This window comes from Rhizobium sp. CB3060 (genome assembly GCF_025200735.1).
In the GTDB taxonomy this organism is placed as follows: Bacteria; Pseudomonadota; Alphaproteobacteria; order Rhizobiales; family Rhizobiaceae; genus Rhizobium.
Genome location: NZ_CP104161.1, coordinates 90,582 through 112,255, shown reverse-complemented (window position 1 = coordinate 112,255; position 21,674 = coordinate 90,582). Strand labels below are relative to the sequence as shown.

The window sequence follows — 21,674 nt, the reverse complement described above, 5'->3', positions numbered from 1 at the left end:
AAAACCGCAGCCTAATTGCTGTCCGCTTTAAGGGGCACGATCCATTTTTTGGACAAAGCCGTTGAACGGCAGTCGCAAGGGGATAGGATTCATTCTATAGAGTAACTGACATGTCCATTTCTGGCGGCGACTATCCGAGTGACGCGCGAAATCGGCACGCAGCTGCGACATGGGAATAATTTAGTAATCTTCCGAATAGCTAGATCGTCAGTACCACTTACGGCCAGATCTGGTTGGAAGTTTTGACGAGCCGGTCTGTGTAATTGTGCGCGTCCTATGCTGCTGATCGAATGAATCGATCGGATCACGTCAGTTTCGATTGCTCAGGAGCCATGACGTCTTCCTGCATATCATTGCAGAGGACTGTCAGAATGAAAAGTATTGCTTCGAGTCAAGATTTCTTGGCGCCTGGCGGCGCCTGCTTCCGCATTGTCGAAATACTGACGCCAACTTTTAGCAGCTGTAACTCTTCCCTCCAAGATTAACAACGCAGTCGCCGCCCTGAAGGCTTCGCGGGCTGCTCGTATAAGCAACCGCTGGCGTTCTCAGGGACGAAATCATGTTCTTCCGCGAAGAGGCAGAAACGCCTGCTCTCGATTTTTTGAAGGTGATGCCTAGGGGGCATCTACAGATGCAGACGATAATTGGGTGCATTGTCGAATATCATAACCCGTGGCTCGTGATCTTGGCTGCGCTGCTCTGCGTCAGTGGCTCATGGGTGACGGCACGACTGTTCCAGCGGACAAGCAGCGCGGCCGGTGGCCAGCGATACGGCTGGCTATTCATGACCGCACTCGCCGCAGGAGTGGCGATCTGGTGCACCCATTTTGTGGCCATACTCGGCTACGATGCACATGTTCCCATCGACTTCGACCCTATTCTAACCGTGGTTTCCCTGTTTGTTGCAGTTTTGGGCAGCACTTTTGGTTTCATGGTTGCCAGCGATTGTCGGGCGCGCTTCATGCCCGCCCTCGGCGGGGCGATTGTCGGACTAGCCGTCGCAGCCATGCACTTTGCCGGCATGATGGCCTACAGGGTGCAGGGCATTGTGTCGTGGAATAAGTCTTATCTCGCGGTCGCCCTCGTACTTTCGGTTGTCCTTTCTGCGCTTTCGCTGCACCTTGGCATGCGGGCTCGGGCGTCGGCAACGACGCAGATGGCCGGTACACTCGCCTTGGCGATTGTCTCGTTGCATTTCACCGGCATGACTGCATTTCGCGTTGAGCCGTTGCTGGTGGCCCAGTCGTTCTCTACTCCCGAAGCTCTGCACACCCTTGCTGTTGCTATCGCAGCCATGTCCTTCGTGATCATTGGGTCGGGACTGGTGAGCCACCTCATCGACGACAGCGTACGCGCTGACTCCATGGAGCGGCTTCGCAGTCTGGCCTTGAACGACCCTCTCACCGGGCTACCGAACCGTGTCAACTTCAACGAACGTATCGATCTCGAAATGTCTCTGGCCGGAGAACGCGCTGGGAGGCTCGCCTTAGTCTGTATTGACCTAGACCGCTTTAAGGAAATCAACGATCTGCGCGGCCATGCTGCCGGAGATGAGGTCCTGCGCGCGCTCGGTCGACGTATCAAGGATCTGCTTCGTGAGGATGAAGGGGAGTTCATTGCGAGAACTGGCGGAGACGAGTTTATTGCGCTTTATCGCATGACCGACACCGGGGACCTTTCCGATTTCCTCGCCCGGCTTCAGACCGCGCTCTTCGGGCCAATCCAATTCGACGGAACGGAAATCATGCCGGGCGCAAGCTTGGGAGTAGCGATTCATCCAGACGATGCCGCAAGCAAGGAATCCCTCATCAACCTTGCAGACCTTGCCATGTATCGGGCCAAGGCTGATCCGTCGCGGTATGTCTGCTTCTATGAAGTGGGTATGGATGACAAGATCCAGGCACGCCGGAGGCTCTCCATCGATCTGCGTCAGGCTCTCTTTCGCAACGAGCTCTCGCTGCACTATCAGGTGCAGACTACAATAGCGACAAGCGAGATACGGGGCTATGAGGCAGTCTTGCGCTGGGAGCATCCGCGCCTCGGCCAGATTGCCCCGACCGAATTCATTCCGATCGCCGAAGAAAATGGCCTCATCATCCCACTCGGCGCATGGGTACTGCGCACTGCCTGCGCGGAGGCCGCAACATGGGAGCTACCCCACAAGGTCGCAGTGAATCTCTCAGCTCAACAGTTAAGGCAGCCAAACCTGCCTCGCAACATCATGGAGGTTCTTATGGAAACTGGTCTGGCGCCCGAGCGGCTGGAATTGGAATTGACCGAATCTATTATTTTTGCGGATCGGGAGCGAGCCTTGCATACACTGCGCCAAATCAAGGCACTCGGGGTTTCCATCGCTCTCGATGAGTTCGGAACAGGATATAGTTCGCTCGATACGCTGCGCGCCTTCCCCTTCGACAAGATCAAGATAGACCGCTCCCTCTTCTCTACTTCGACCGCAAACCAACAAACCGCGGCGGTTGTCCAAGCCGCGCTGGCCCTTGGCAGAAGCTTCGGAATTCCCGTTTTAGCCGAAGCTATCGAGACGTATGACCAATTATCGTTGCTCAAAGCCTCGGGTTGCGAGGAAGTGCAGGGCTTCCTGTTCGGCGAACCGGTTGCGTTCTCGAAGATTGTCCCGCCTAAGCAGCCGTCGATCGCAACCCATGTCGCTGTAGAGCGTGAAGCCGAACGATCCCCGGATCAGACGTTAATTTAACGGTCGGGCGAACCGATCTAAACAACGAAAACACAGCGAGAAGCAAGCGTCATGCTCAACAAACTCGAATTCGTCACGGTCGAAAACGCCGGCAAGGCCGCCCTGCGTAAGCTGCTGAAACTAGGCATCGAAAAAGGGCAGGTATGGCCCGCCTTTCAGCCGATCGTGGATATCCGTACCGGTGCTGTTGCCAGCTTTGAAGTTCTCGCTCGTTGGAGCGATCCATGCAACGGTGAAATCGGCCCTATGACGTTCATACCGCGGTTGGAACAACATGGGTTGATCGATATGCTTTTTGAAGCATTGATCGGCCGTGCTTGTGGCCAGGCGGTGATGTGGCCAGGCAAATTCTCTCTGGCTTTCAATATCTCTCCAGTTCAGCTTACGTGCGAGGAATTTCCCCACCGGCTTGCCAAACTTGTCGCCAGCACTGGCTTTCCACTAAACCGGGTGGAGTTGGAAGTAACGGAGGGCTCGCTGATCTCCGACGACAATCGAGCCTATGCCATCCTGCACGCTCTGAACGTCCTCGGCGTGAAGATCGCCATTGACGATTTCGGGACGGGCTATTCCAGTCTTGCCCGCCTGGAATCCTTTCCCTTCCACAAGATCAAAATCGACAGGCGGTTTGTAGATGGCCTCAATGTGGAGCCGAGCAAGCGCCGGATAGCAGCAGCGGTCATCGGGCTTGGCAAAAGCCTCGGTATTACGACCGTTGCGGAGGGGATCGAAACGGCTGCCCAAGAAGCCATCCTGCGCAACCTTGGATGCGATCTCGGCCAAGGCTGGCTCTACGGTAAGGGGGAACGGTCCGACGAGGCATTGGGCAAGCTTAAGCACCGGGGTGTCTCGGGTGAGTGCGGCCGGCCGCTCGATACCTCACCCTTTCAGCAGTTCCATCAACTCGCCACGCTTTACGATCAGGCCCCCGTTGGCTTGTGCTTTGTGGATATGGACCTTCGTCACGTCCGCGCAAATGATCGTTTCGCTAGCATGCACGGCCTGACTGGAGCGGAGTTGGAAGGTAAAACCCTCCGCGAAGTATTGGAGGGAGGAAACCTCGAGACAGCCGAACGCATCTTGCGTGAATCGGCTTCGTCTGACGAACCTCGAATTCAGCGATACGTTTTCGGCGGCAGGAATATGCTGATCTTCAACACGAGGGTGAAAGACTTCGCAGGCGATGTGATTGGGTTCTCCATTGTTGCCGTCGATACTACCGAGGAAAACCGGCTGTCCCAGGAGCTTCGCGAAGAACGCGACTATGCCAACGCAATCTTGGACAGCCTTCCGGGGACCTTTTATCACTATGGGCCGGATTTGAAGCTCCAGCGCTGGAACAGGAATCTTGAGCGTGTTACCGGCTACAAAACCGCCGAACTTCACGGCTTCGACCTGCTAGATTTCTTCGTCGAGGAAGAGAGGCCGATTGTAGAAGATGCGATCAGAAGCGTTTTCGAAAATCGCTCCGGCATGATTGAAGCGAAATATTTGCTCAAGGATGGCACGCATCTTCCGTATGTCTTTACCGGCGTGCGCTTCGAGTACAAGGGGGCGGATGGTTTCGTTGGCGTTGCGATGGATATATCGGAGCGCAAGGGGCTGGAGCAGCGGTTGCGCCACGAGCGAGACTACGCCGACGCCGTGATTAACAGCCTGCCGGGCATCTTCTTCTACTACGACGACCAAATGCGCCTGAGGCGCTGGAACCAAAATCATGAGAAATCCACTGGTTACACTGGCGAGGAACTAATGAACCGAAGTCCGTTGGATTTTTTTGACGACGAGGGAAAAGAACAGATCGCACAAGCGATGCAACAGGTATTCACGGAAGGGCATACGCAGATCGAAGCGACGTTTCTCGACAAGCACGGAGAAGGTAGACCTTACCTGTTCACCGGCAGTCGGCTCCTGCATGGAGGCCGGATGGGTTTCGTCGGCACTGGTACTGATATTTCCGAGCTGAAAGCGGTGCAACGGGAGCTACGGAATAAGAGCGCAATCCTCGAGACCCTCGTCGATGTCGCGCCTGACCGCCTTCTCGCGCCTCATCTCGATGGAGTTCGTGCGACCAAGGGCCACCGTCCGGATGAGTTTTATCAGTTTCCCGACGAGATCGTCACTGAGCGGGAATAGGATCGACGGCGTGACTTGATCACGGTTCTGTTAGCAAAGGAAGTCTTAACGGGCATGCGCGGCCGTGCGGTAGTGGCCTCGCGACCGTCCAGTCGTCCGGATTCGGCGAGCAGAAGCCCCCATGCAAGCAGCCGCGTTGCGCGCAGCCGCCGTGCCAGTGGCGCAATTGCTTTGCCGCGTCCTGCGCCTCGCGCGATTACAGTGTCGGCAGCAGGGGTTCAGGCATTTTACTTCCCAAAGCAGGCACAACGACCCAGTCGGGCTGCCGACGTTTGACACCGGCCACGCCGGCACGCGCGACGTGCTGACTGACTTTCGGACCCCGACGATGTGAAACTCAAATCGGGGTGATGACATATTTTGTAACGAGGCCAGTTCATTAGCGGTTGCCAGCGTGTCCAAACACAGCCGTTAGCTCAATATCGAACACGCGATTGACGGCGAGTACGGAAATCTTCATGGCGCTTATGATACCGAAAATGTCATTTGCGGCAATACCGTTTAGGAAACTCCGCACCTACTCTGGTCTTCGTCGGATGTTCGACGCTCTGTGAAGGAGATCAATTCAATGATCCAGTACGCCCTGTTTGCCCGTCTCGAAGCCAAGCCCGGCAAAGAGGCGGAAGTCGAGAACTTCCTGAAAGCCGCGCTCGAAATGGCGAGGGACGAAAGCTCGACCCCGATCTGGTTCGCGTTGCGACTGTCGAATTCGACGTTCGCCATATTTGACGCGTTCCATGACGAGAAGGCGCGGCAGGACCACCTGTCCGGCCCGATCGCGCAAACTCTGATGGCAAAGGCACCGGACCTATTCGCGATGGCGCCCGCCATCGAGCTGATCCAGGTGTTGGGCCTGAAGAACGAAACGACGGCAAACTGACACATTGCGTCGAGGACAGGCAAAGGCCTCGGCCAATATTTAGAAAGCAATCACATGACCCTGAAAGCATCTACCCGCTTCTCACTGCTTGCCGCGCTCCTCGTTAGCGCGACTGGCCTTGCGTCAGTGCCGGCCGTTGCCGGTTCGTCAGACAAGTTCGAGCTTTCGAGCCCTGACATTGCGTCTGGCGGTACGATCGACGACAAATTCGTCCTCAATGGCTTTGGCTGCAAGGGCGGAAATATCTCACCGGCCCTGCAATGGAAAAACGCGCCTGCGGGCACCAAGTCGTTTGTCTTGCAAGTGTATGACCCGGATGCCCCGACCGGCAGCGGTTTCTGGCATTGGACGGTCTATAATATCCCGGCCAACGTCACGCAGCTGGCCCAGGGTGCCGGCAATGCCCCGGCAAATCTGCCGGCGGGCGCCTATGGCGGCGTCAACGACTACCAGGACACGGGTGCAACCGGCGGCAACGGCAATTATGGCGGCCCGTGCCCGCCGGCTGGCGACAAGCCGCACCCGTACGAATTTACGCTTTTTGCACTCGCGGTCGATGACATCGACGCGGCAGCGGGCGTTCCAAAAACCGGCACGGCAGCCCTGCATGGCTTCGTCCTGAACAAGGGCCTCGGCGACAAACTGCTGGGCAAGGCGTCCTTTACAGCCGCCTACGGCCGCTAATCAATCATCAAAACCTGGAGATCATCATGAAGAAACTTATTCTCGTACCAATCCTGCTGGCCTCGATGACCGGTGTTGTCTTTGCCGCCACTCCCTTCAAGACGGTAAAGACGGAGAAGGGGGAGGTACTTTCCGGCGAAAAGGGTCGGTCGCTCTATACCTTCAAGAAGGACGAAGCGGGCACCTCGAATTGCTACGATGAATGCGCCCAAAACTGGCCCCCGGCTATTGCCGCCGACAACGCCAAGGCCAATGGCGCCTACTCGATCGTGACCCGCAAAGACGGCACGAAGCAATGGGCAAAGGACGGCAAGCCGCTCTACTACTGGATCAAGGACGCCAAGCAAGGCGACGTCACCGGAGACGGCGTCGGTGGTGTTTGGGACGTCGCGAAGCCCTGACCATCCCAATCTTTCGGTGCGGGAGCCACAGGCTTCCGCACCGTGTGAGCCTGTGGACTTAGAGAACGTTCGATGTTGACCCGCACTATTCCTTCTACTCTGGAAGCATTGCTCGTCATTGGCCTGGGAACCTACCGCAGTTTCGAGTCATGCTCGGCAGCTATTCGGCGGCGGTAATCTGCTTCGCCGCCTGTGTTCGACGCCACTGCTGACCTGGACACAAGAGGTAGGAGCCAGCTCTTGGGCGCAACTGGCCCTGAGATTCGTGCTCGCACATCCGGCGATTACCAGCGTGATACCTGGAACAGGCAATCCGAAGTCGATGATCGATGATGTGGCGGCCGCAGGTTGACGCGCTTTGACGCCACGGCAATGTCGGGAACTCATCAGCATAGCATAGCGGGCTTGCGGACCACGATCTCCTAAACGCAGCATGGCTTTGAACAACCAACGATTTGCGAGCCACGGAAGGGTGATATCGAGGTGGGACATGTCCGGCAATAAGCTGGTAAAGCCAATAAAAGAGAGTAGTTGGCCGCTTGCGACAGGCTCTCCGCTCTTCTCGGAGACCGCCTACCGGGGGGCGAACCCTGATGAGTTGTCAGAAATGATGTCATCCTCAGCCTCGCCGATCAAGATCCGAACCCAAGAGGGGGAACCCCTTGCTTTTCGTGGTCGATTTGTTTCGGCCGGGGGCATCACGCTTGCGGACTGTATATACGAAGGCACTATCGTTGCTGAACGCGAGGTACCCAGTGAAAAGCTATTAGTTTTTTTGCCGACAGAAGGAGCAGCGTCCTTTGAGCTTGGTCAAAAACAGATAGTCTCTGCCCCCGGGCAAGCGACGATATTGGAGGGGCCGGCAACGTCGGGAATCGCTCGCATCACCGGCATCAGGCATCACCTCGGCCTGTTCATCGACCGGGCAAAAATTGTTGATTTATTAGAAAATTTACTTGAGAGGCCCGTTAAAAAAGATTTCAAATTTCATCCTCATGTCGACATTGCCGACGGCCCAGGTTTTCTTTTGGCCAAGATTGTCGGAGACCTTAATAGTTACTTCCAGACAAACGGACTGGCTCAGTCATCGCCGCTAGCAATACACTCTCTTTGCTATGCTGCGATATCTATATTGTTGGAAACCTGCCCAAACAGCTATTCGGACGACCTAGCAAATCCCGGTCCTGCGCCCCTGCCTCGTCATGTAAAGCGAGCTATCGAGTTCATGCATGAACATCTTCATGAAGAGATTTCGCTCACCGATATTGCCCTCGCGGCAATGGTCAGCATTCGCAGCTTACAGGAAGGATTTCGCCAATTCAGAAATACGACTCCCCTATTATATCTCCGGGAGATAAGGCTGGCAGGGGCTCACCAAGAACTCCTCGAAGGAGACCCAGAAACGGGGGTTGCAGACATTGCGCGGAAATGGAGCTTTCACCATTTGGGGCGGTTTGCAATAACCTATAGAAGACGATTTGGTGAGCTACCGTCACAAACTCGAAAACGCTAGCTTAGCAGGCTATGCTTATCAAGCAACGCAGCGGTAGCCTGTCCTGGGGGGATGACACTCTGCCGCTGCTTGGCACCGGCGCTGCACCAGCGCTCAAAGACCAAACGGCGTTTTGTGTGAGTCGGGTGTGGATCGGTCTTTCGTGGAAAAACATCTCCGGACAGTCGAGGTGAAGATGAGCGAAAGACGGACGCATGACCAGGGAGACGTTCAGCAGCAGGCGAAATGCTCGGTCGGCTTAGCTTAATTCGCACCGGCGATAACTTTACCTAGGTCGGCAGGTTCATCTGCCACTCGGTCCAACTCACAAGTGCCCGGCACCTGACGCTGGCACGAAGCGGCCTGCCCGGCGATCTACTATTCCCATAACAGTCCCAAATAGCAGGCGGCTTCGCTCAATCCGGCTTATATGAGGTCGCCTGAGTTCATCGCGACAACTGATGCGACCTCACATACCCCCCCAAATTCAGGAACAACTTTGTATCGTTATCACGATCTCTGATCGCCTCTTGCAATTCCGGCAGAGCTTCGAACAGATCGGCGACCAGACCATAGTCGGCAACCTGAAAGATCGGCGCCTCCTCGTCCTTGTTGATAGCGACGATCACCTTCGAATCCTTCATGCCGGCCAGATGCTGGATGGCGCCGGAGATGCCGGCGGCGATATAGAGATCGGGCGCGACCACCTTGCCGGTCTGGCCGACCTGCCAGTCGTTCGGCGCATAACCGGCATCGACGGCCGCACGGCTGGCGCCGACGGCAGCACCGAGCTTGTCGGCGACGGGAAGGATGACCTCCTTGAACTTCTCCGTCGAGCCCAGCGCCCGGCCGCCGGAGAGAATGATCTTGGCAGAGGTCAGTTCCGGACGGTCGGAAGCCGACAGCGCATCCCTAACGAAGAAAGAAAGGCCGGGATCGGCCGCCACCGGGACGCTTATAACGGTGGCTGCCGGTCCCACCTCGCCTTGGGAGGCGAAGGAGGCGGTGCGCACGGTGATGACCTTCCTGGCATCACTTGCCTGCACCGTCTGAATGGCATTGCCGGCATAGATCGGCCGCTTGAAGGTATCGGCGGAGATCACTTCGATGATTTCCGAGACCTGGGCGACGTCGAGCAGGGCTGCGACGCGCGGCAGCACGTTCTTGCCGACCGAAGTGGCGGCCGAGATGATCGTGTCGTAACCGGCAGAAAGCGAGACGATCAGGTCGGCCAGCGGTTCGGCGAGATTGTTGGCGAGTGCGTCGCTTTCGGCGAGCAGCACCTTCGAAACGCCGGAGAGTTTGGCCGCCGCATCGGCCGCAGCCCTGGCGCCCTTGCCGGCAACGAGGATGTGCACGTCGGGGCCGATCTGGCTTGCCGCGGTCAGCGCCTTGGCGGTCTGGTCGGAAAGGCTCGAATTGTCACGCCGGCTTCGTTCTTCAGTCTGTCGACAAGTTCGGCGACCGACTTGACCTTGACGCCGGCCTTGCGGCCGGATGGCTCCTCGGTCTTCAGCACCTTCAGCCGCGGTGTCGTGTCGACGCCGAAATCGGCCGGCGACTTCTTGTCGAGCGGCTTCTTCTTCGCCTTCATGATGTTCGGCAGCGAGGCATAACGCGGTTCGTTCAAACGCAGATCCGAGGTGATCACCGCCGGCAGCTTGATCTCGATCGTCTGCAGGCCGCCATCGACTTCGCGGGTCACCTGAGCCTTGCCGCCAGAACCTGAGGTTTCGATCTCGATCTTCGAGGCGAAGGTTGCCTGAGCCGAACCGAGCAGGGCCGCCAGCATCTGGCCGGTCTGGTTCGAATCGTCGTCGATCGCCTGTTTGCCGACGATGACAAGGCCGGGCTGCTCGGCATCGGCCACCGCTTTCAGGATTTTGGCCACAGTGAGCGGCTCGACCTGATCCTCGGTCTCGACCAGGATCGCCCGGTCGGCGCCCATGGCCAGCGCCGTGCGCAGCGTCTCCTCGGCCTTGGCGGGGCCGATTGACACCACCACCACTTCCTCGGCCTTGCCGGCTTCCTTCAGCCGCAGCGCTTCCTCGACCGAGATCTCGTCGAATGGGTTCATCGACATCTTCACATTCGCAAGCTCGACACCCGTGCCATCCGGACGAACCCGGATCTTCACGTTGTAGTCGGCGACGCGCTTGACGGGCACGAGGATCTTCATATGCAGCACTCCTATTCAGCGGCTCGGAACCGGCGTATCACCGCGATAATCATAAAAGCCTCTGGTGACCTTGCGTCCCAACCAGCCCGCTTCGACATATTTCACCAGCAGTGGACATGGACGGTACTTGGTGTCCGCAAGGCCGTCATGGAGCACGTTCATGATAGCCAAGCAGGTGTCGAGGCCGATAAAATCGGCTAGCTCCAGCGGCCCCATCGGATGGTTCGCTCCAAGCTTCATGCTTCTGTCGATATCAATGACCGAGCCCACGCCCTCATAGAGAGCATAGATCGCCTCGTTGATCATCGGGATCAGGATGCGGTTGACGATAAATCCAGGATAATCTTCGGAAACGACTGCTGTCTTGCCGAGCCTGTCGACGACGCCGCGAACCGCCTCGAAGGTCTCCTTGCTGGTTGCAATTCCGCGGATCAGCTCGATGAGCTGCATGACGGGAACCGGATTCATGAAATGCAAGCCCATGAACTGTTCGGGCCGGCTCGTGCCCCCGGCCAGCCGTGTGATCGAAAGCGATGACGTATTGGTCGTGAGTATTGTTTCGGGACGCAGATGCTCCGCCAGATCGTCGAAGATCTTCTGTTTGACCGCTTCCTTCTCCGTCGCCGCCTCGATGACGAGATCGCTTTCGCCCAGTTCAGGCAGCTTCATCGTCGTCCGGATACGGGCGAGCGCCAGAGCCCTTCCTTCTTCCGTAATGACGGCTCGCATCACTTGCCGGTCCATGTCCTTGCCGATTTTGGCGACCGCAGCGGCGAGCCGATCTGCATCGACGTCCATCAGCGAGATCTCGTATCCCGCAATCGCAAGTACATGGGCAATGCCGCTGCCCATCTGCCCGGCGCCGATCACTCCAATGGTTTCGATCGTCATTTCGTGTCTACCTCCGACTTTTCGGAAGAAAAGCTCCAGCGTCCGGCACCTAAAAGCGGCGAGGCCCTGCCGAGCGTGAGAGGGCTGCGCGAGAGGCCGATCGGCGTTCTCAGGCCGGGCAAGCCTTCCGGAGCGATCTTAAGCCCGCGCGCCTTGATCTGCGGTTCGTCGATCGCCTCGGCGACGCTATTGATCGGCCCTCCCGGAATGCCCGCTCCTTCGAGGGCGGCGATCAGGTCTGCTTTCCGTCGAAGGCTCGTCTTTTGCGCAATCATCGCGCAGATCTGCTCTCGGTTTTCCACCCGGGCGGGGTTGGTGGCATAGGCCGGATCTCCGGCAAGCGCGGCGAGATCCAGCAGGTCGCAAAGGGACGCGAACTGCCGATCGTTGCCGCAAGCGATAATGAGGTGCCCGTCGAGGGCCGGGAATACCTGATAGGGTACGATATTCGGATGAGCGTTCCCCATACGGCGAGGCACGTTGCCGCTTGCGAGATAATTCATAACCTGGTTGGCAAGGACGGAAACCCCGACGTCGAAGAGCGCCAGATCGACCTGCTGGCCAACACCGGAGCGGTCCCGCTCGGCAAGCGCTGCCTGAATGCCGATGACGCCGTAAAGTCCGGTAAAGATGTCGATCCAGGCGACGCCGACTTTCTGCGGCTCGCGGTCTGGCTCGCCAGTCAAATCCATAATTCCGCACATACCCTGTATGAGGAAATCGTATCCTGGCTGATGCGCGCGCGGGCCTGTCTGACCGAAACCGGTCACCGAAGCGTAGACAATCCGCGGATTGATCGCGCCGATGCTTTCATAATCGAGACCGAATTTTTGCAGTCCTCCGACTTTGAAGTTTTCAACCACAACGTCCGCTTCTGCGATCAAGGCTTTGACGCGGTCAAGATCTTCGGGATCTCCGAAATCGCAAGTGACCGACGACTTGCCCCGATTTGCTGCATGAAAATACGCCGCCACCTTCTCGGCGCTGCCCTTACCGTCCGGGCGTTCGATGAAGGGCGGGCCCCAACTGCGGGTATCGTCGCCCTGCGGGCTTTCCACCTTGATGACCTCGGCGCCGAGATCGGCGAGCGTCTGGCCGATCCAGGGGCCCGCCAGGATGCGGGCAAGTTCGACGACTTTCAGGCCGGCAAGCGGCGCACTGTTCGGACCGCCCATCAGAAGAACGCCTGAATGCCGGTCTGGGCGCGGCCGAGGATCAGTGCATGAACATCATGCGTGCCCTCGTAGGTGTTGACCGTTTCAAGGTTCTGGGCATGGCGCATGACATGGTATTCGATCTGGATGCCGTTGCCGCCGTGCATGTCACGGGCTTGCCTGGCGATATCGAGCGCCTTGCCGCAGTTATTGCGCTTGACGATCGAGATCATCTCCGGCGCGAACTTGTGCTCGTCCATCAGTCGCCCTACGCGGAGTGAAGCCTGCAGCCCCAGTGCAATCTCCGTCTGCATGTCCGCCAGCTTCCTTTGGAAGAGTTGAGTGCCAGCCAGCGGTTTGCCAAATTGAACGCGGTCCAGTCCATATTGCCGCGAACGCAACCAGCAATCCTCGGCAGCACCGAGCACGCCCCAGGAAATGCCATAACGGGCGCGGTTCAGGCAGCCGAACGGCCCTTTGAGGCCCGAAACGTTCGGCAGCAGGGCATCCTCGCCGACCTCGACGCCGTCCATCACGATCTCGCCGGTAATCGAGGCACGCAGCGACAGCTTGCCGCCGATCTTCGGCGCCGACAGGCCTTTCATGCCCTTTTCGAGAATGAAACCGCGGATCTGGCCGTCATCGGCCTCCGACTTCGCCCAGACGACGAAGACATCGGCGATCGGCGCATTGGATATCCACATCTTAGAGCCGCGCAGGCGATACCCGCCGCCGATTTTCTCGGCGCGGGTCTTCATGCCGCCGGGATCGGAGCCGGCATCCGGCTCGGTCAGACCGAAGCAGCCGATCAATTCCCCGGATACGAGGCCCGGCAGATACTTGTCGCGCTGTTCTTCCGAGCCATAGGCATAGATCGGATAGATCACCAGCGACGACTGGACGCTCATCATCGAACGGTAGCCCGAATCGACGCGTTCGACCTCGCGCGCTACCAGCCCATAGGCAACATAGTTGGCACCGGCCGCCCCATATTTTTCCGGCAACGTTACGCCGAGAAGCCCCGCCCTGCCCATCAGCCGGAAGAGACCCGGATCGGTCTTCTCCTCAAGATAGGCATCTCCCACATGCGGCAGCAATTCGGCCTCTGCAAAGGCCTTGGCGGCATCGCGGATCATGCGTTCCTCTTCAGAGAGCTGCTCCTCCAAGAGGAAGGGATCGTCCCATGCGAACGCGCTCGTATGTGCGGAAGACATGGTTCTGGCGGAATTTGTCGGCACGGATTTCCCTCAAATGAAAATGCGACCTCGGATATCGAAGCTGCTTGTTCATGTATTTACCGATTGTGATTTGCGAGAAATAACCCTATTTAGACGTTATCTAATTCATAAAATGCATAGGTTTGATGCGCCCGCGCCGGTTCCTTCCCTCCATGAGCCTCCTGTCCGCATTCGAAGCCGTGTTGCGCACCGGTTCGACTGCTGCGGCGGCGCGTGAACTTGATTTGACGCAGAGTACCGTGAGCCGCCTCGTGCAGAATCTGGAGCAGCAGCTTGGCCGGCCGCTCTTCGAGCGACACAGGCAGAAGCTCATTGCGACGGAGGCTGCCCACGCCTATGGGCGGGACGTGAGCCGCGCGCTCGATCTCATCCAGCGGGGCAGTATGGAATTCGCCGCCAACCCAGGCGGCGGCACCTTGTCACTGGCGATCCTGCCGGCTTTCGGCACACGATGGCTGGCGCCGCGGTTGGGCGCATTCCTGGTCAAACATCCAGGGATCACGATCAACCTCGCGACGCGGCTCAAGCGCTTCAACTTTGCCGCCGAGGGTTTTGACGCAGCCATTCATTTTGGAGCAGACGACTGGCGGGATGCCGACCATATGAAATTATTCGAGGAGCGCCTGACGGCCTGCATATCGCCGGCGCTCCTGGCTGAACATCCAATTGCCGACGCCGCGGACATGGCCAGGCTGCCGCTTCTGCAACTGGAAACCAGGCCGACCGCTTGGAGGATCTGGTTTGCCGCTCAGGGAGCGGAACCGGCAAGCGTGACGGGGATGCTTTTCGACCAGTTCGCGACGATGACGCAGGCGGCGATCTCCGGGCTCGGCGTGGCTCTTCTTCCGGACTATCTCGCAGATACCGAGATAAGCGAAGGGCGGCTGGCGCCGGTCCTGAAAAGATCGGTGCCGGGCTCTGGATCCTACTGGCTGGTCTGGCCGCAATCACGGGCCAACTACCCGCCGCTTGAAGCCTTCCGCGTCTGGTTGGCGACCGAGACCCTATCGGGAATTTCCTGAATCTCCGGAGCGAGACGGGAAAGGATGCCGGCTATTTGCCGACATCCAGGTCCCGAGCCCTATGCTGCCACCGGGCTCAACGACGCGGAGAATGCTGCCTCGACCGACGCCTCCAGGATGTCCAAGCCTTCCGAAAGGATATCCCATTCGATCGTCAGGGGCGGCAGCAGACGGATCACGTTCAGGCGAGTTCCGCATGAGAGCAGGATGAGCCCGCGTGCTTCGGCTTCCGCGACGATACGGTTGGTGATTGCAGGCGCTGCTGTTTTCGTTTGGCGATCCTCGACGAGCTCAAAGGCGACCATGGCGCCAAGACCACGCACGTCGCCAATCCGTTCCATTCCCTGTCGCGATGCAAGAGACGTCAAGCGGTCGGTGATGCGACGACCGATTTCGGTCGCGCGTTCACAAAGCTGCTCGTCACCGATGACGTCGAGGACTGCGTTGGCGGCCGCGACACTCAGCGGATTTCCCGCATAGGTGCCGCCCAGTCCTCCCGCGTGCGCAGCGTTCATGATCTCGCTCTTGCCGGTAACGGCCGACAGCGGGAAGCCGCCGGCGAGGCCTTTTGCCATGGTCACGAGATCGGGTTTGACGCCGGAGTGTTCGAACCCGAACATCTTGCCCGTTCTCGCCATGCCGGCCTGCACTTCATCGGCGATCAGCACGATACCGTGCCTGTCTGCGATCTCGCGCAAGCGGACAAGGAATTCATTCGGAGAAATATTGAAGCCGCCCTCGCCCTGAACAGGCTCGACGATAAAGGCCGCAATCCGCTCGGGGTCGATATCGGCTGCGAACAGGCGCTCAAGGCTGGCGATCGCCTCCTCCGTGGAGACGCCGAGGAAGGGGGTCGGGAACGGCGCGTGATAGATTTCGGCAGGGAAGGGGCCAAAATTCCTCTTATAGGGCATGACCTTGCCGGTCAGCGCCATACCAAGCATGGTACGGCCATGGAAAGCGCCGGAAAATGCGATAACACCGGGCCGTTTCGTATAGGCGCGGGCGATCTTGACCGCGTTTTCCACCGCTTCGGCGCCCGTGGTTACCAACATCGTGCGGTTGTCATGGCCTGTCGGCGCGATCCTGTTCAGTCGCTCGGCAAGCCTGACATATCCCTCATAAGGGGCAACGTGAAAGCAGGTATGGGTGAATTGTTGGGCTTGATCGGCGACGGCGCGCATGACGGCCGGATGGCGATGGCCCGTATTGTTGACGGCAATCCCGGCGGCAAAATCGATGAAACGTTTGCCGTCCACATCCCAGAGCTCGGCGTTTTGAGCATTTTTTGCGAATATGGCACGCGTTCCGACGCCGGCGGCGACGGCGGCCTTCTGACGGGAGTACAGGTCTGCTGAAGCGGTCATGGTTGAAGTCCAGTGTCGTTGATCGGGATCGGGCCGGGTCCGGCAATTTGAATCCGCCTGGGCAGAGCGCGCTGCCCAGGCGATATGGCAGTCGTCAGCCGAGGTGCACCCATACCGACTTGGTCTGGCTGTATTGCGTAAGCGCTTCCAGGCACTTGTCGCGGCCGTTGCCGGTCTGCTTGTAGCCGCCCCAGATCGCGGTCATGTCGCCGTGATCGAAGCAGTTGACCCAGACGACGCCGGCTTCGATATCGCGGGCGAAGATATGGGCTTTCGAGATATCGCGGGTCCAGATCGAGGCGGCGAGGCCGTAGATCGAGTCATTGGCGATCTCGATCGCATCCTCCACGCCGTTGACCGGGATGACGGCAGCCACGGGGCCGAAGATTTCTTCACGGGCGATTTGCATCGTGTTGTTGACGCCGGTGAATAGTGTCGGTTCGACATAGGCGCCGGCCGGGGCCGAGCTGAATGTGCCGCCACCGAACTTGAGCGCGGCGCCTTCCTTGCGGCCGATATCGATATAATTCAGCACACGCTTCTGATGCGAGGCGGTGACGAGCGGGCCGATGGTGGTCGACGGGTCGAGCGGATCGCCAAGCACAAAATTCTCCCGGGTCCGGGCTGCGAAGCGCTCGACGAAATCATCGTGAATACGTTTATCGACCAGGATCCGCGATCCGGCGTTGCAGACCTCGCCCTGGTTTCCGTAGATGCCGTTGACGGCGTAGGTGACGGCCGTGTCGAGATCGTCGTAATCACCGAGAATGATCTGCGGGGTCTTGCCGCCGCATTCGGTCGTCACCCGCTTCATGTTGGACTGGCCGGCATAGATCATCAGGAGCTTGCCGACTTCCGTCGAGCCGGTGAAAGCGATCTTGTCGACGTCGTTATGCAGCGCCAGCGCCTTGCCCGCTTCTTCGCCGAGGCCGTGGACGACGTTGAGAACACCTGAAGGGCCGCCCGCCTCAATGAAGAGTTCGGCGAGAAGATTGGCCGAAAGCGGCGACTGCTCGGCAGGCTTCAAGACCACGGAGTTGCCAGTGGCCAGGGCCGGACCGAGCTTCCAGGCGGCCATCATCAATGGATAGTTCCACGGCACGATGATGCCGACGACGCCAAGCGGCTGGCGCAGAATATAGTGAAGGGCGTTGGCAGCAGTGTTGGTGACGGCGCCCTCGATCTTGTCGACGGTCTCGGCGAAAAACTTCAGGCTGGTGACCGAGCCGGGGATGTCGATGTTCATCATGTCCATGACGGGCTTGCCCATGTCGAGGCTGTCCAGGACAGCGAATTCCTCGGCATTGGCTTCGATGAGGCTAGAGAACTTCTCCAGCACGGCCATGCGGGCGCGCGGGTCCATGCGTGACCAGGAACCCGACTTGAACGACTTGCGTGCGACGGCGACGGCGCGATTGATTTCGGCTTCCGCGCCGCGGGCGACGTCGATAATGGTTTGGCCGGTCGCCGGGTTGATGCTCGGAAAGGTGCGGCCGTCGGCCGAGGCGACATAGGCGCCGTCGATGAAATGCTGGGTGCGAAAGTTCAGCGACGAGGCTTTGCCACGCCAGAAATCGTGAGTGTAGGTCGATGCGTCCATGATGTTTCTCCCTTGGATGAACTAGGATTGATCGCGCTCACGCAGCAGCGTGATCGACAGGATGATGAGGATGAAGGAGACGGCAACGATGACTGTGCCGATCGCATTGATCTCCGGCGTGATGCCGCGCCTGAGGGTGGAGTAGATGTAGATCGGCAATGTCACTTCGCGGCCCGTCAGGAAGTAGGTGACCGGAATTTCGTCAAAGGACAGCGTGAAGCAGAGCAGGCCCGAACCGATAACGGCGCTGCGGATGGCGGGCAACGTGACCCGGCGGAAGGTTTCGACCGGCGTAGCGCCGAGATCGGCGGAGGCTTCAAACTGACGGCGATTGATCTTGGCAAGCCGCGCCATCACCTGCGAGACGACAACGCCGAGAAGGGCTGTCGCATGGCCGATGATCACAGCTGCCAAACTCTGCGGAATGCCGATCTGCTTGTAGAAGTTCAGCATGGCGATACCGGTAACGATACCTGGCAGACTGAGCGGCAGCAGGATGGCGTTCTGGAAAAGCCGCTTTCCTGGAAACTGATAGCGGTCGAGCGCCAGGGCCGCCATAACCCCGATGGCGATGCTGAGGGCCGTTGCGAAGACGGCGACCATCAGGCTGTTCCAAAGCGCCTGCAGGATCTGGTCGTTTGCAAGAAAGGCCTCATACCAATGCAGCGTAAAGCCGGCGAGGGGGAAGGATGTCACCTTGCTGTCGTTGAAGGAGAACATCACCAACATGACGATCGGCAGGTAGAGGAAGGCGAGCACACCCAGGCTCACACCAACCATGCCCTTTTGCCACCATCTCAGAGAATGCATGGTTTTTTCCTCACGTCAGATCGATATGGCCGGCCCGATCGAGCCGGGTCGAAATCTGCAAAAGCACCAGCACCAAGATTAGGACGAGGGTGGCGAGCGCCGAGCCGAGCGGCCAGTTGAGAGCCGCGCCGAACTGCGTTTGCAAAAGGTTGGCGACCATCGTGCCGTCCGGGCCGCCGACGAGGACGGGTGCCACGAAATCCCCGAAAGAAAGGCAGAAGGTCATGGTCGCGCCAGCAATCACACCGCCGAGGGAAAGCGGAAAAATGACCTTCCAGAATGTCATGAACGGCCCGACGCCGAGGTCTTCGGAGGCTTCGATCAGGCGCTTTGGAATATTATCCAGCACCGTAAACAGCGGCATCACCATGAAGGGCACGAAGATATAGACCAGCGTGATTACCATCGCAGTCTGGTTGTAGAGAAAGATATCAAGCGGGGCATCGACGATGCCGGTCGAGACGAGAAGCGAATTGAGGGCGCCGTCTGTGCCGAGGATGATCTTCCAGGTATATGCGCGCAGCAGGTAGGACACCCAGAGCGGCACGATCACCAGCATGTAGAGCCCATTGCGAAGCGCTGCCGAACGGATCGTGAAAACGAGGAAATACGCGAGCGGATAGCCGAGCATCAGCGCGCAAACCGTGACGATGAAGGCGATCTTCAGCGTGCGCAGGATGACCGTCGTATATTGCGGATCGGAGAAGATCTGGGCGTAGTTTCCGAATTGGAAATCCGGGTAGAAGAGCGGGAATTGCCGCGTCCAGAAGCCAACCGAAATCATGATGCCATAGGGCACGATCAGAAGCAGCAGAGCCCAGGCCAGTGGAAACGAGAAGAGGGCGGCAAAGCCCGGAAACGTGCGGCGCGTCAGCATCATGGCACGTCCCCCGCAAACACCAGCACGTCGGCCGGATCGACGTAAAAAGTCGCTTTTCTGCCCGGGGCGAAGTCTTGGGCGGACGAGGCGGCTAAGCGCGGCAATTCGGCAAACAGTTGCTTGCCGATGCCGTCGATACCAAGCTCCAACCGCAGCCGGTCGCCGTGGAACAGACTTTCCAGCACGGTGCAATCCAGCACGTTGAAACCGTCAGTTGGCGTGGTCCGCAGTCTCTCGGGGCGGATGCCGATGGTTGCTTTTCCGGACTTTACGGACCGACCGCGGTTGCTGCGGATGTTTGAGCCGTTGCCGAGGCGGAAGGTGGCCGCACCACTATCCTGACCGCTGATCTCGACGTCGATAAGGTTCGTCGCGCCAATGAAGTCGGCGACATAGGGGCTTGCCGGGTTGTCGTAGAGATCGGTGGGCGAGCCGATCTGGGCAATGCGGCCCTGATTCATCACCACGATGCGGTCGGAAAGCGCCAGGGCTTCGGTCTGGTCATGGGTTACCATGACGAAGGTGATGCCGAGCTCGCGATGCAGGCGTTTCAATTCCACCTGCATGCCTTCGCGCAGTTTGACGTCGAGCGCCGAGAGGGGTTCATCGAGCAACAGAACCCGTGGCCTTCTCACGATAGCGCGGGCCATAGCGACGCGTTGGCGCTGGCCGCCGGAAAGCTGACCAGGACGGCGGTGCGCCATGCCCTCCAGCCCGACCATGGAAAGCACATCGCTCACTCGGCTGGTGCGCTCGGATTTCGGTACGCTGTTGGATTTGACGCTGAGGCCATAGCCGATGTTGTCGGCAACGCTCATATGCGGAAAGAGCGCATAATCCTGAAACACGGTGTTGACCGGCCGGTGAAAGGGCGGGCTGTTGGTGACATCCTTCCCGTCGATGGCGACCCGACCGGTGCTTGCCTGCTCGAAGCCTCCAATCAGCCGCAGCGTGGTCGTCTTGCCGCAACCGGAAGGGCCGAGCAGGGTGACGAACTCGCCCTCGGCAATATTGAGATCGGTGGCGTGCAGCGCCGTAAAAATTCCATAGGTCTTGGTGACGTCGGCCAGCGCCACGATCGGTTTGGAGGTCATGCGTTCCCCACGAGCTTTTCGTTTGTTTTTGGAGGCGCCAGCGCGCGAGGCATGGCGCCTCCTGTGGTGAATCAGGGAGCCGCCTTAACGGCATTCCAGACTTCCAGATATTTGTCGAGGCGCTTCGGCTGCTGCCACATGACGAGGCTTTTCACGAACTCGACATTGCCGACCTGCCGCTCCTTCTTCATCTGGTCGTCCATGCAGCCGGTGACCGCTTTCGGGTTGACCGGGAAGTAGCCGGTGGATTCGGCAATCCCGCACTGGCCGTCGGCCGACTGCATGAAGGACATGAATTTGTAAGCACAGTCTTCGTTCGGCGTGTCCTTCACCAGCATCATCGAATCCATCCAGCCCTCGGCCTTTTCCTTCGGCGTGAATTCCGCCACCTGGAAACCCTTTTTCAGGTTGTTGACGTCCTTGCTGGTGAGGCCGGTCCAAGCGTTGGAAACGAAGACCTCCTGATTTGCCATCAGTTCGGTCAACTCGCCTGCCGACGCCCAGTATTTGCGCACCAGCGGCTTCTGTTCGACGAGCTTGGCCTTGACCGCTTCCAACTGTTCATCGGTCAGATCGAAGACATTGGTGTAGCCGAGGTAGCGGGCGGTCCAATAGATCGCCGACTTGTCGTCCCACATCGAGATCTTGCCCTTGTTGGCAGGATCGAAGAGGACGCCGATCGAATCCGGGGTGCCCGTGAACTTGTCGGGGCGATAGATCAGCGACACAGAACCCCAGATCAGCGGCACGGCCCAGGTGGCGTTGTCCGCCACGACGTCGCCGGATTTCGAAAATTCCGGGTAGATGCTGTCATGACCTTCGACCTTCGACGTGTCGATCGGCTGGACGAAGCCTGCGAGCCGCATCATCGGGACGGTGTCGAGCGAGGGGGTGATGATGTCATAGACGCCTCCGCCGGCTGCGAGCTTGGCAGCGAAATCGTCATTGGACCCAACATAGGATGCCGTTACCTTGCAGCCTGAACCGGCCTCGAATTTCGAGATGAATTTCTCGGCCGCATATCCTTCCCAGGTAAGAATATTGAGTTCGGCGGCCGAGGCGGCAAAGGCCTGCGACAGGAGGCTTGCGCTGGTCAGTAAGAGTATGGCGGATTTGCCGAGTGTTCCCAT

Annotated in this window: 18 protein-coding genes and 1 pseudogene; 8 read left to right on the top strand and 11 right to left on the bottom strand. The window is 58.7% G+C overall.

Translation table 11 applies throughout. From position 1 onward, the window contains the following. The first annotated feature begins 559 nt into the window (after nt 1-559). The 7 genes and pseudogenes from N2601_RS32685 (at nt 560) to N2601_RS32660 (ending at nt 8,330) form a co-directional block, all read left to right on the top strand. A complete protein-coding gene (locus tag N2601_RS32685; RefSeq protein ID WP_311319479.1) occupies nt 560-2,716 on the top strand; it encodes a putative bifunctional diguanylate cyclase/phosphodiesterase in 2,157 nt (718 codons plus the stop codon). A gap of 51 nt (nt 2,717-2,767) precedes the next feature. After that, nucleotides 2,768-4,852 carry an EAL domain-containing protein gene (locus N2601_RS32680; protein ID WP_260306084.1) on the top strand — a complete coding sequence of 695 codons (2,085 nt, stop codon included), beginning with the start codon at nt 2,768-2,770 and terminating at the stop codon, nt 4,850-4,852. Between the two features lie 568 nt (nt 4,853-5,420). Further along, a complete protein-coding gene (locus N2601_RS32675; RefSeq protein WP_260305875.1) occupies nt 5,421-5,732 on the top strand; it encodes a putative quinol monooxygenase in 312 nt (103 codons plus the stop codon). A 54-nt stretch (nt 5,733-5,786) separates the two neighbouring features. After that, entirely contained in the window at nt 5,787-6,416 is a 630-nt protein-coding gene (locus N2601_RS32670) for a YbhB/YbcL family Raf kinase inhibitor-like protein (protein ID WP_260305874.1), read from the top strand. A gap of 26 nt (nt 6,417-6,442) precedes the next feature. Beyond that, nucleotides 6,443-6,817, top strand: coding sequence for a COG4315 family predicted lipoprotein (locus tag N2601_RS32665; protein WP_260305873.1), 375 nt, complete (start codon nt 6,443-6,445; stop codon nt 6,815-6,817). Between the two features lie 163 nt (nt 6,818-6,980). Beyond that, a pseudogene (locus N2601_RS34360) lies at nt 6,981-7,169 on the top strand (aldo/keto reductase); the annotation flags it as partial. Nucleotides 7,170-7,307: 138 nt separating this feature from the next. Further along, nucleotides 7,308-8,330, top strand: coding sequence for an AraC family transcriptional regulator (locus N2601_RS32660; RefSeq protein WP_260306083.1), 1,023 nt, complete (start codon nt 7,308-7,310; stop codon nt 8,328-8,330). Between the two features lie 425 nt (nt 8,331-8,755). Here the strand turns inward: N2601_RS32660 and N2601_RS32655 are convergent, their stop codons facing one another. Genes N2601_RS32655 through N2601_RS32635 form a run of 5 tightly spaced genes read right to left on the bottom strand, consistent with a single transcriptional unit; the run spans nt 8,756 to nt 13,747 of the window. Beyond that, a complete protein-coding gene (locus N2601_RS32655) occupies nt 8,756-9,808 on the bottom strand; it encodes an electron transfer flavoprotein subunit alpha/FixB family protein (protein ID WP_445945078.1) in 1,053 nt (350 codons plus the stop codon). Continuing rightward, nucleotides 9,694-10,488: an electron transfer flavoprotein subunit beta/FixA family protein gene (locus tag N2601_RS32650; protein ID WP_260306082.1), complete on the bottom strand. Its 795-nt coding sequence runs from the start codon at nt 10,486-10,488 to the stop codon at nt 9,694-9,696. The genes N2601_RS32655 and N2601_RS32650 overlap by 115 nt, the downstream gene beginning before the upstream one ends. 15 nt (nt 10,489-10,503) lie before the next feature. Beyond that, entirely contained in the window at nt 10,504-11,379 is an 876-nt protein-coding gene (locus N2601_RS32645; RefSeq protein ID WP_260306081.1) for a 3-hydroxybutyryl-CoA dehydrogenase, read from the bottom strand. Then, entirely contained in the window at nt 11,376-12,554 is a 1,179-nt protein-coding gene (locus N2601_RS32640; RefSeq protein WP_260306080.1) for a CaiB/BaiF CoA transferase family protein, read from the bottom strand. The genes N2601_RS32645 and N2601_RS32640 overlap by 4 nt, the downstream gene beginning before the upstream one ends. Next, nucleotides 12,554-13,747, bottom strand: coding sequence for an acyl-CoA dehydrogenase (locus N2601_RS32635; protein WP_260306110.1), 1,194 nt, complete (start codon nt 13,745-13,747; stop codon nt 12,554-12,556). The genes N2601_RS32640 and N2601_RS32635 overlap by 1 nt, the downstream gene beginning before the upstream one ends. A gap of 149 nt (nt 13,748-13,896) precedes the next feature. Between N2601_RS32635 and N2601_RS32630 the strand changes: the two genes are divergently transcribed. Beyond that, nucleotides 13,897-14,793 carry a LysR family transcriptional regulator gene (locus tag N2601_RS32630; protein ID WP_260306079.1) on the top strand — a complete coding sequence of 299 codons (897 nt, stop codon included), beginning with the start codon at nt 13,897-13,899 and terminating at the stop codon, nt 14,791-14,793. Nucleotides 14,794-14,852: 59 nt separating this feature from the next. Here the strand turns inward: N2601_RS32630 and gabT are convergent, their stop codons facing one another. The 6 genes from gabT to N2601_RS32600 all read right to left on the bottom strand — a co-directional run bounded on the left by gabT (nt 14,853) and on the right by N2601_RS32600 (nt 21,674). Beyond that, nucleotides 14,853-16,160 carry a 4-aminobutyrate--2-oxoglutarate transaminase gene (gene gabT / locus N2601_RS32625; RefSeq protein WP_260306078.1) on the bottom strand — a complete coding sequence of 436 codons (1,308 nt, stop codon included), beginning with the start codon at nt 16,158-16,160 and terminating at the stop codon, nt 14,853-14,855. A gap of 94 nt (nt 16,161-16,254) precedes the next feature. Beyond that, nucleotides 16,255-17,760: an aldehyde dehydrogenase gene (locus N2601_RS32620; RefSeq protein ID WP_260306077.1), complete on the bottom strand. Its 1,506-nt coding sequence runs from the start codon at nt 17,758-17,760 to the stop codon at nt 16,255-16,257. Between the two features lie 21 nt (nt 17,761-17,781). Then, nucleotides 17,782-18,570 carry an ABC transporter permease gene (locus tag N2601_RS32615; protein ID WP_260306076.1) on the bottom strand — a complete coding sequence of 263 codons (789 nt, stop codon included), beginning with the start codon at nt 18,568-18,570 and terminating at the stop codon, nt 17,782-17,784. Nucleotides 18,571-18,580: 10 nt separating this feature from the next. Beyond that, nucleotides 18,581-19,450: an ABC transporter permease gene (locus N2601_RS32610; protein WP_260306075.1), complete on the bottom strand. Its 870-nt coding sequence runs from the start codon at nt 19,448-19,450 to the stop codon at nt 18,581-18,583. Then, nucleotides 19,447-20,544 carry an ABC transporter ATP-binding protein gene (locus tag N2601_RS32605; protein ID WP_260306074.1) on the bottom strand — a complete coding sequence of 366 codons (1,098 nt, stop codon included), beginning with the start codon at nt 20,542-20,544 and terminating at the stop codon, nt 19,447-19,449. The genes N2601_RS32610 and N2601_RS32605 overlap by 4 nt, the downstream gene beginning before the upstream one ends. Before the next feature lie 71 nt (nt 20,545-20,615). After that, nucleotides 20,616-21,674: an ABC transporter substrate-binding protein gene (locus N2601_RS32600; RefSeq protein ID WP_260306073.1), complete on the bottom strand. Its 1,059-nt coding sequence runs from the start codon at nt 21,672-21,674 to the stop codon at nt 20,616-20,618.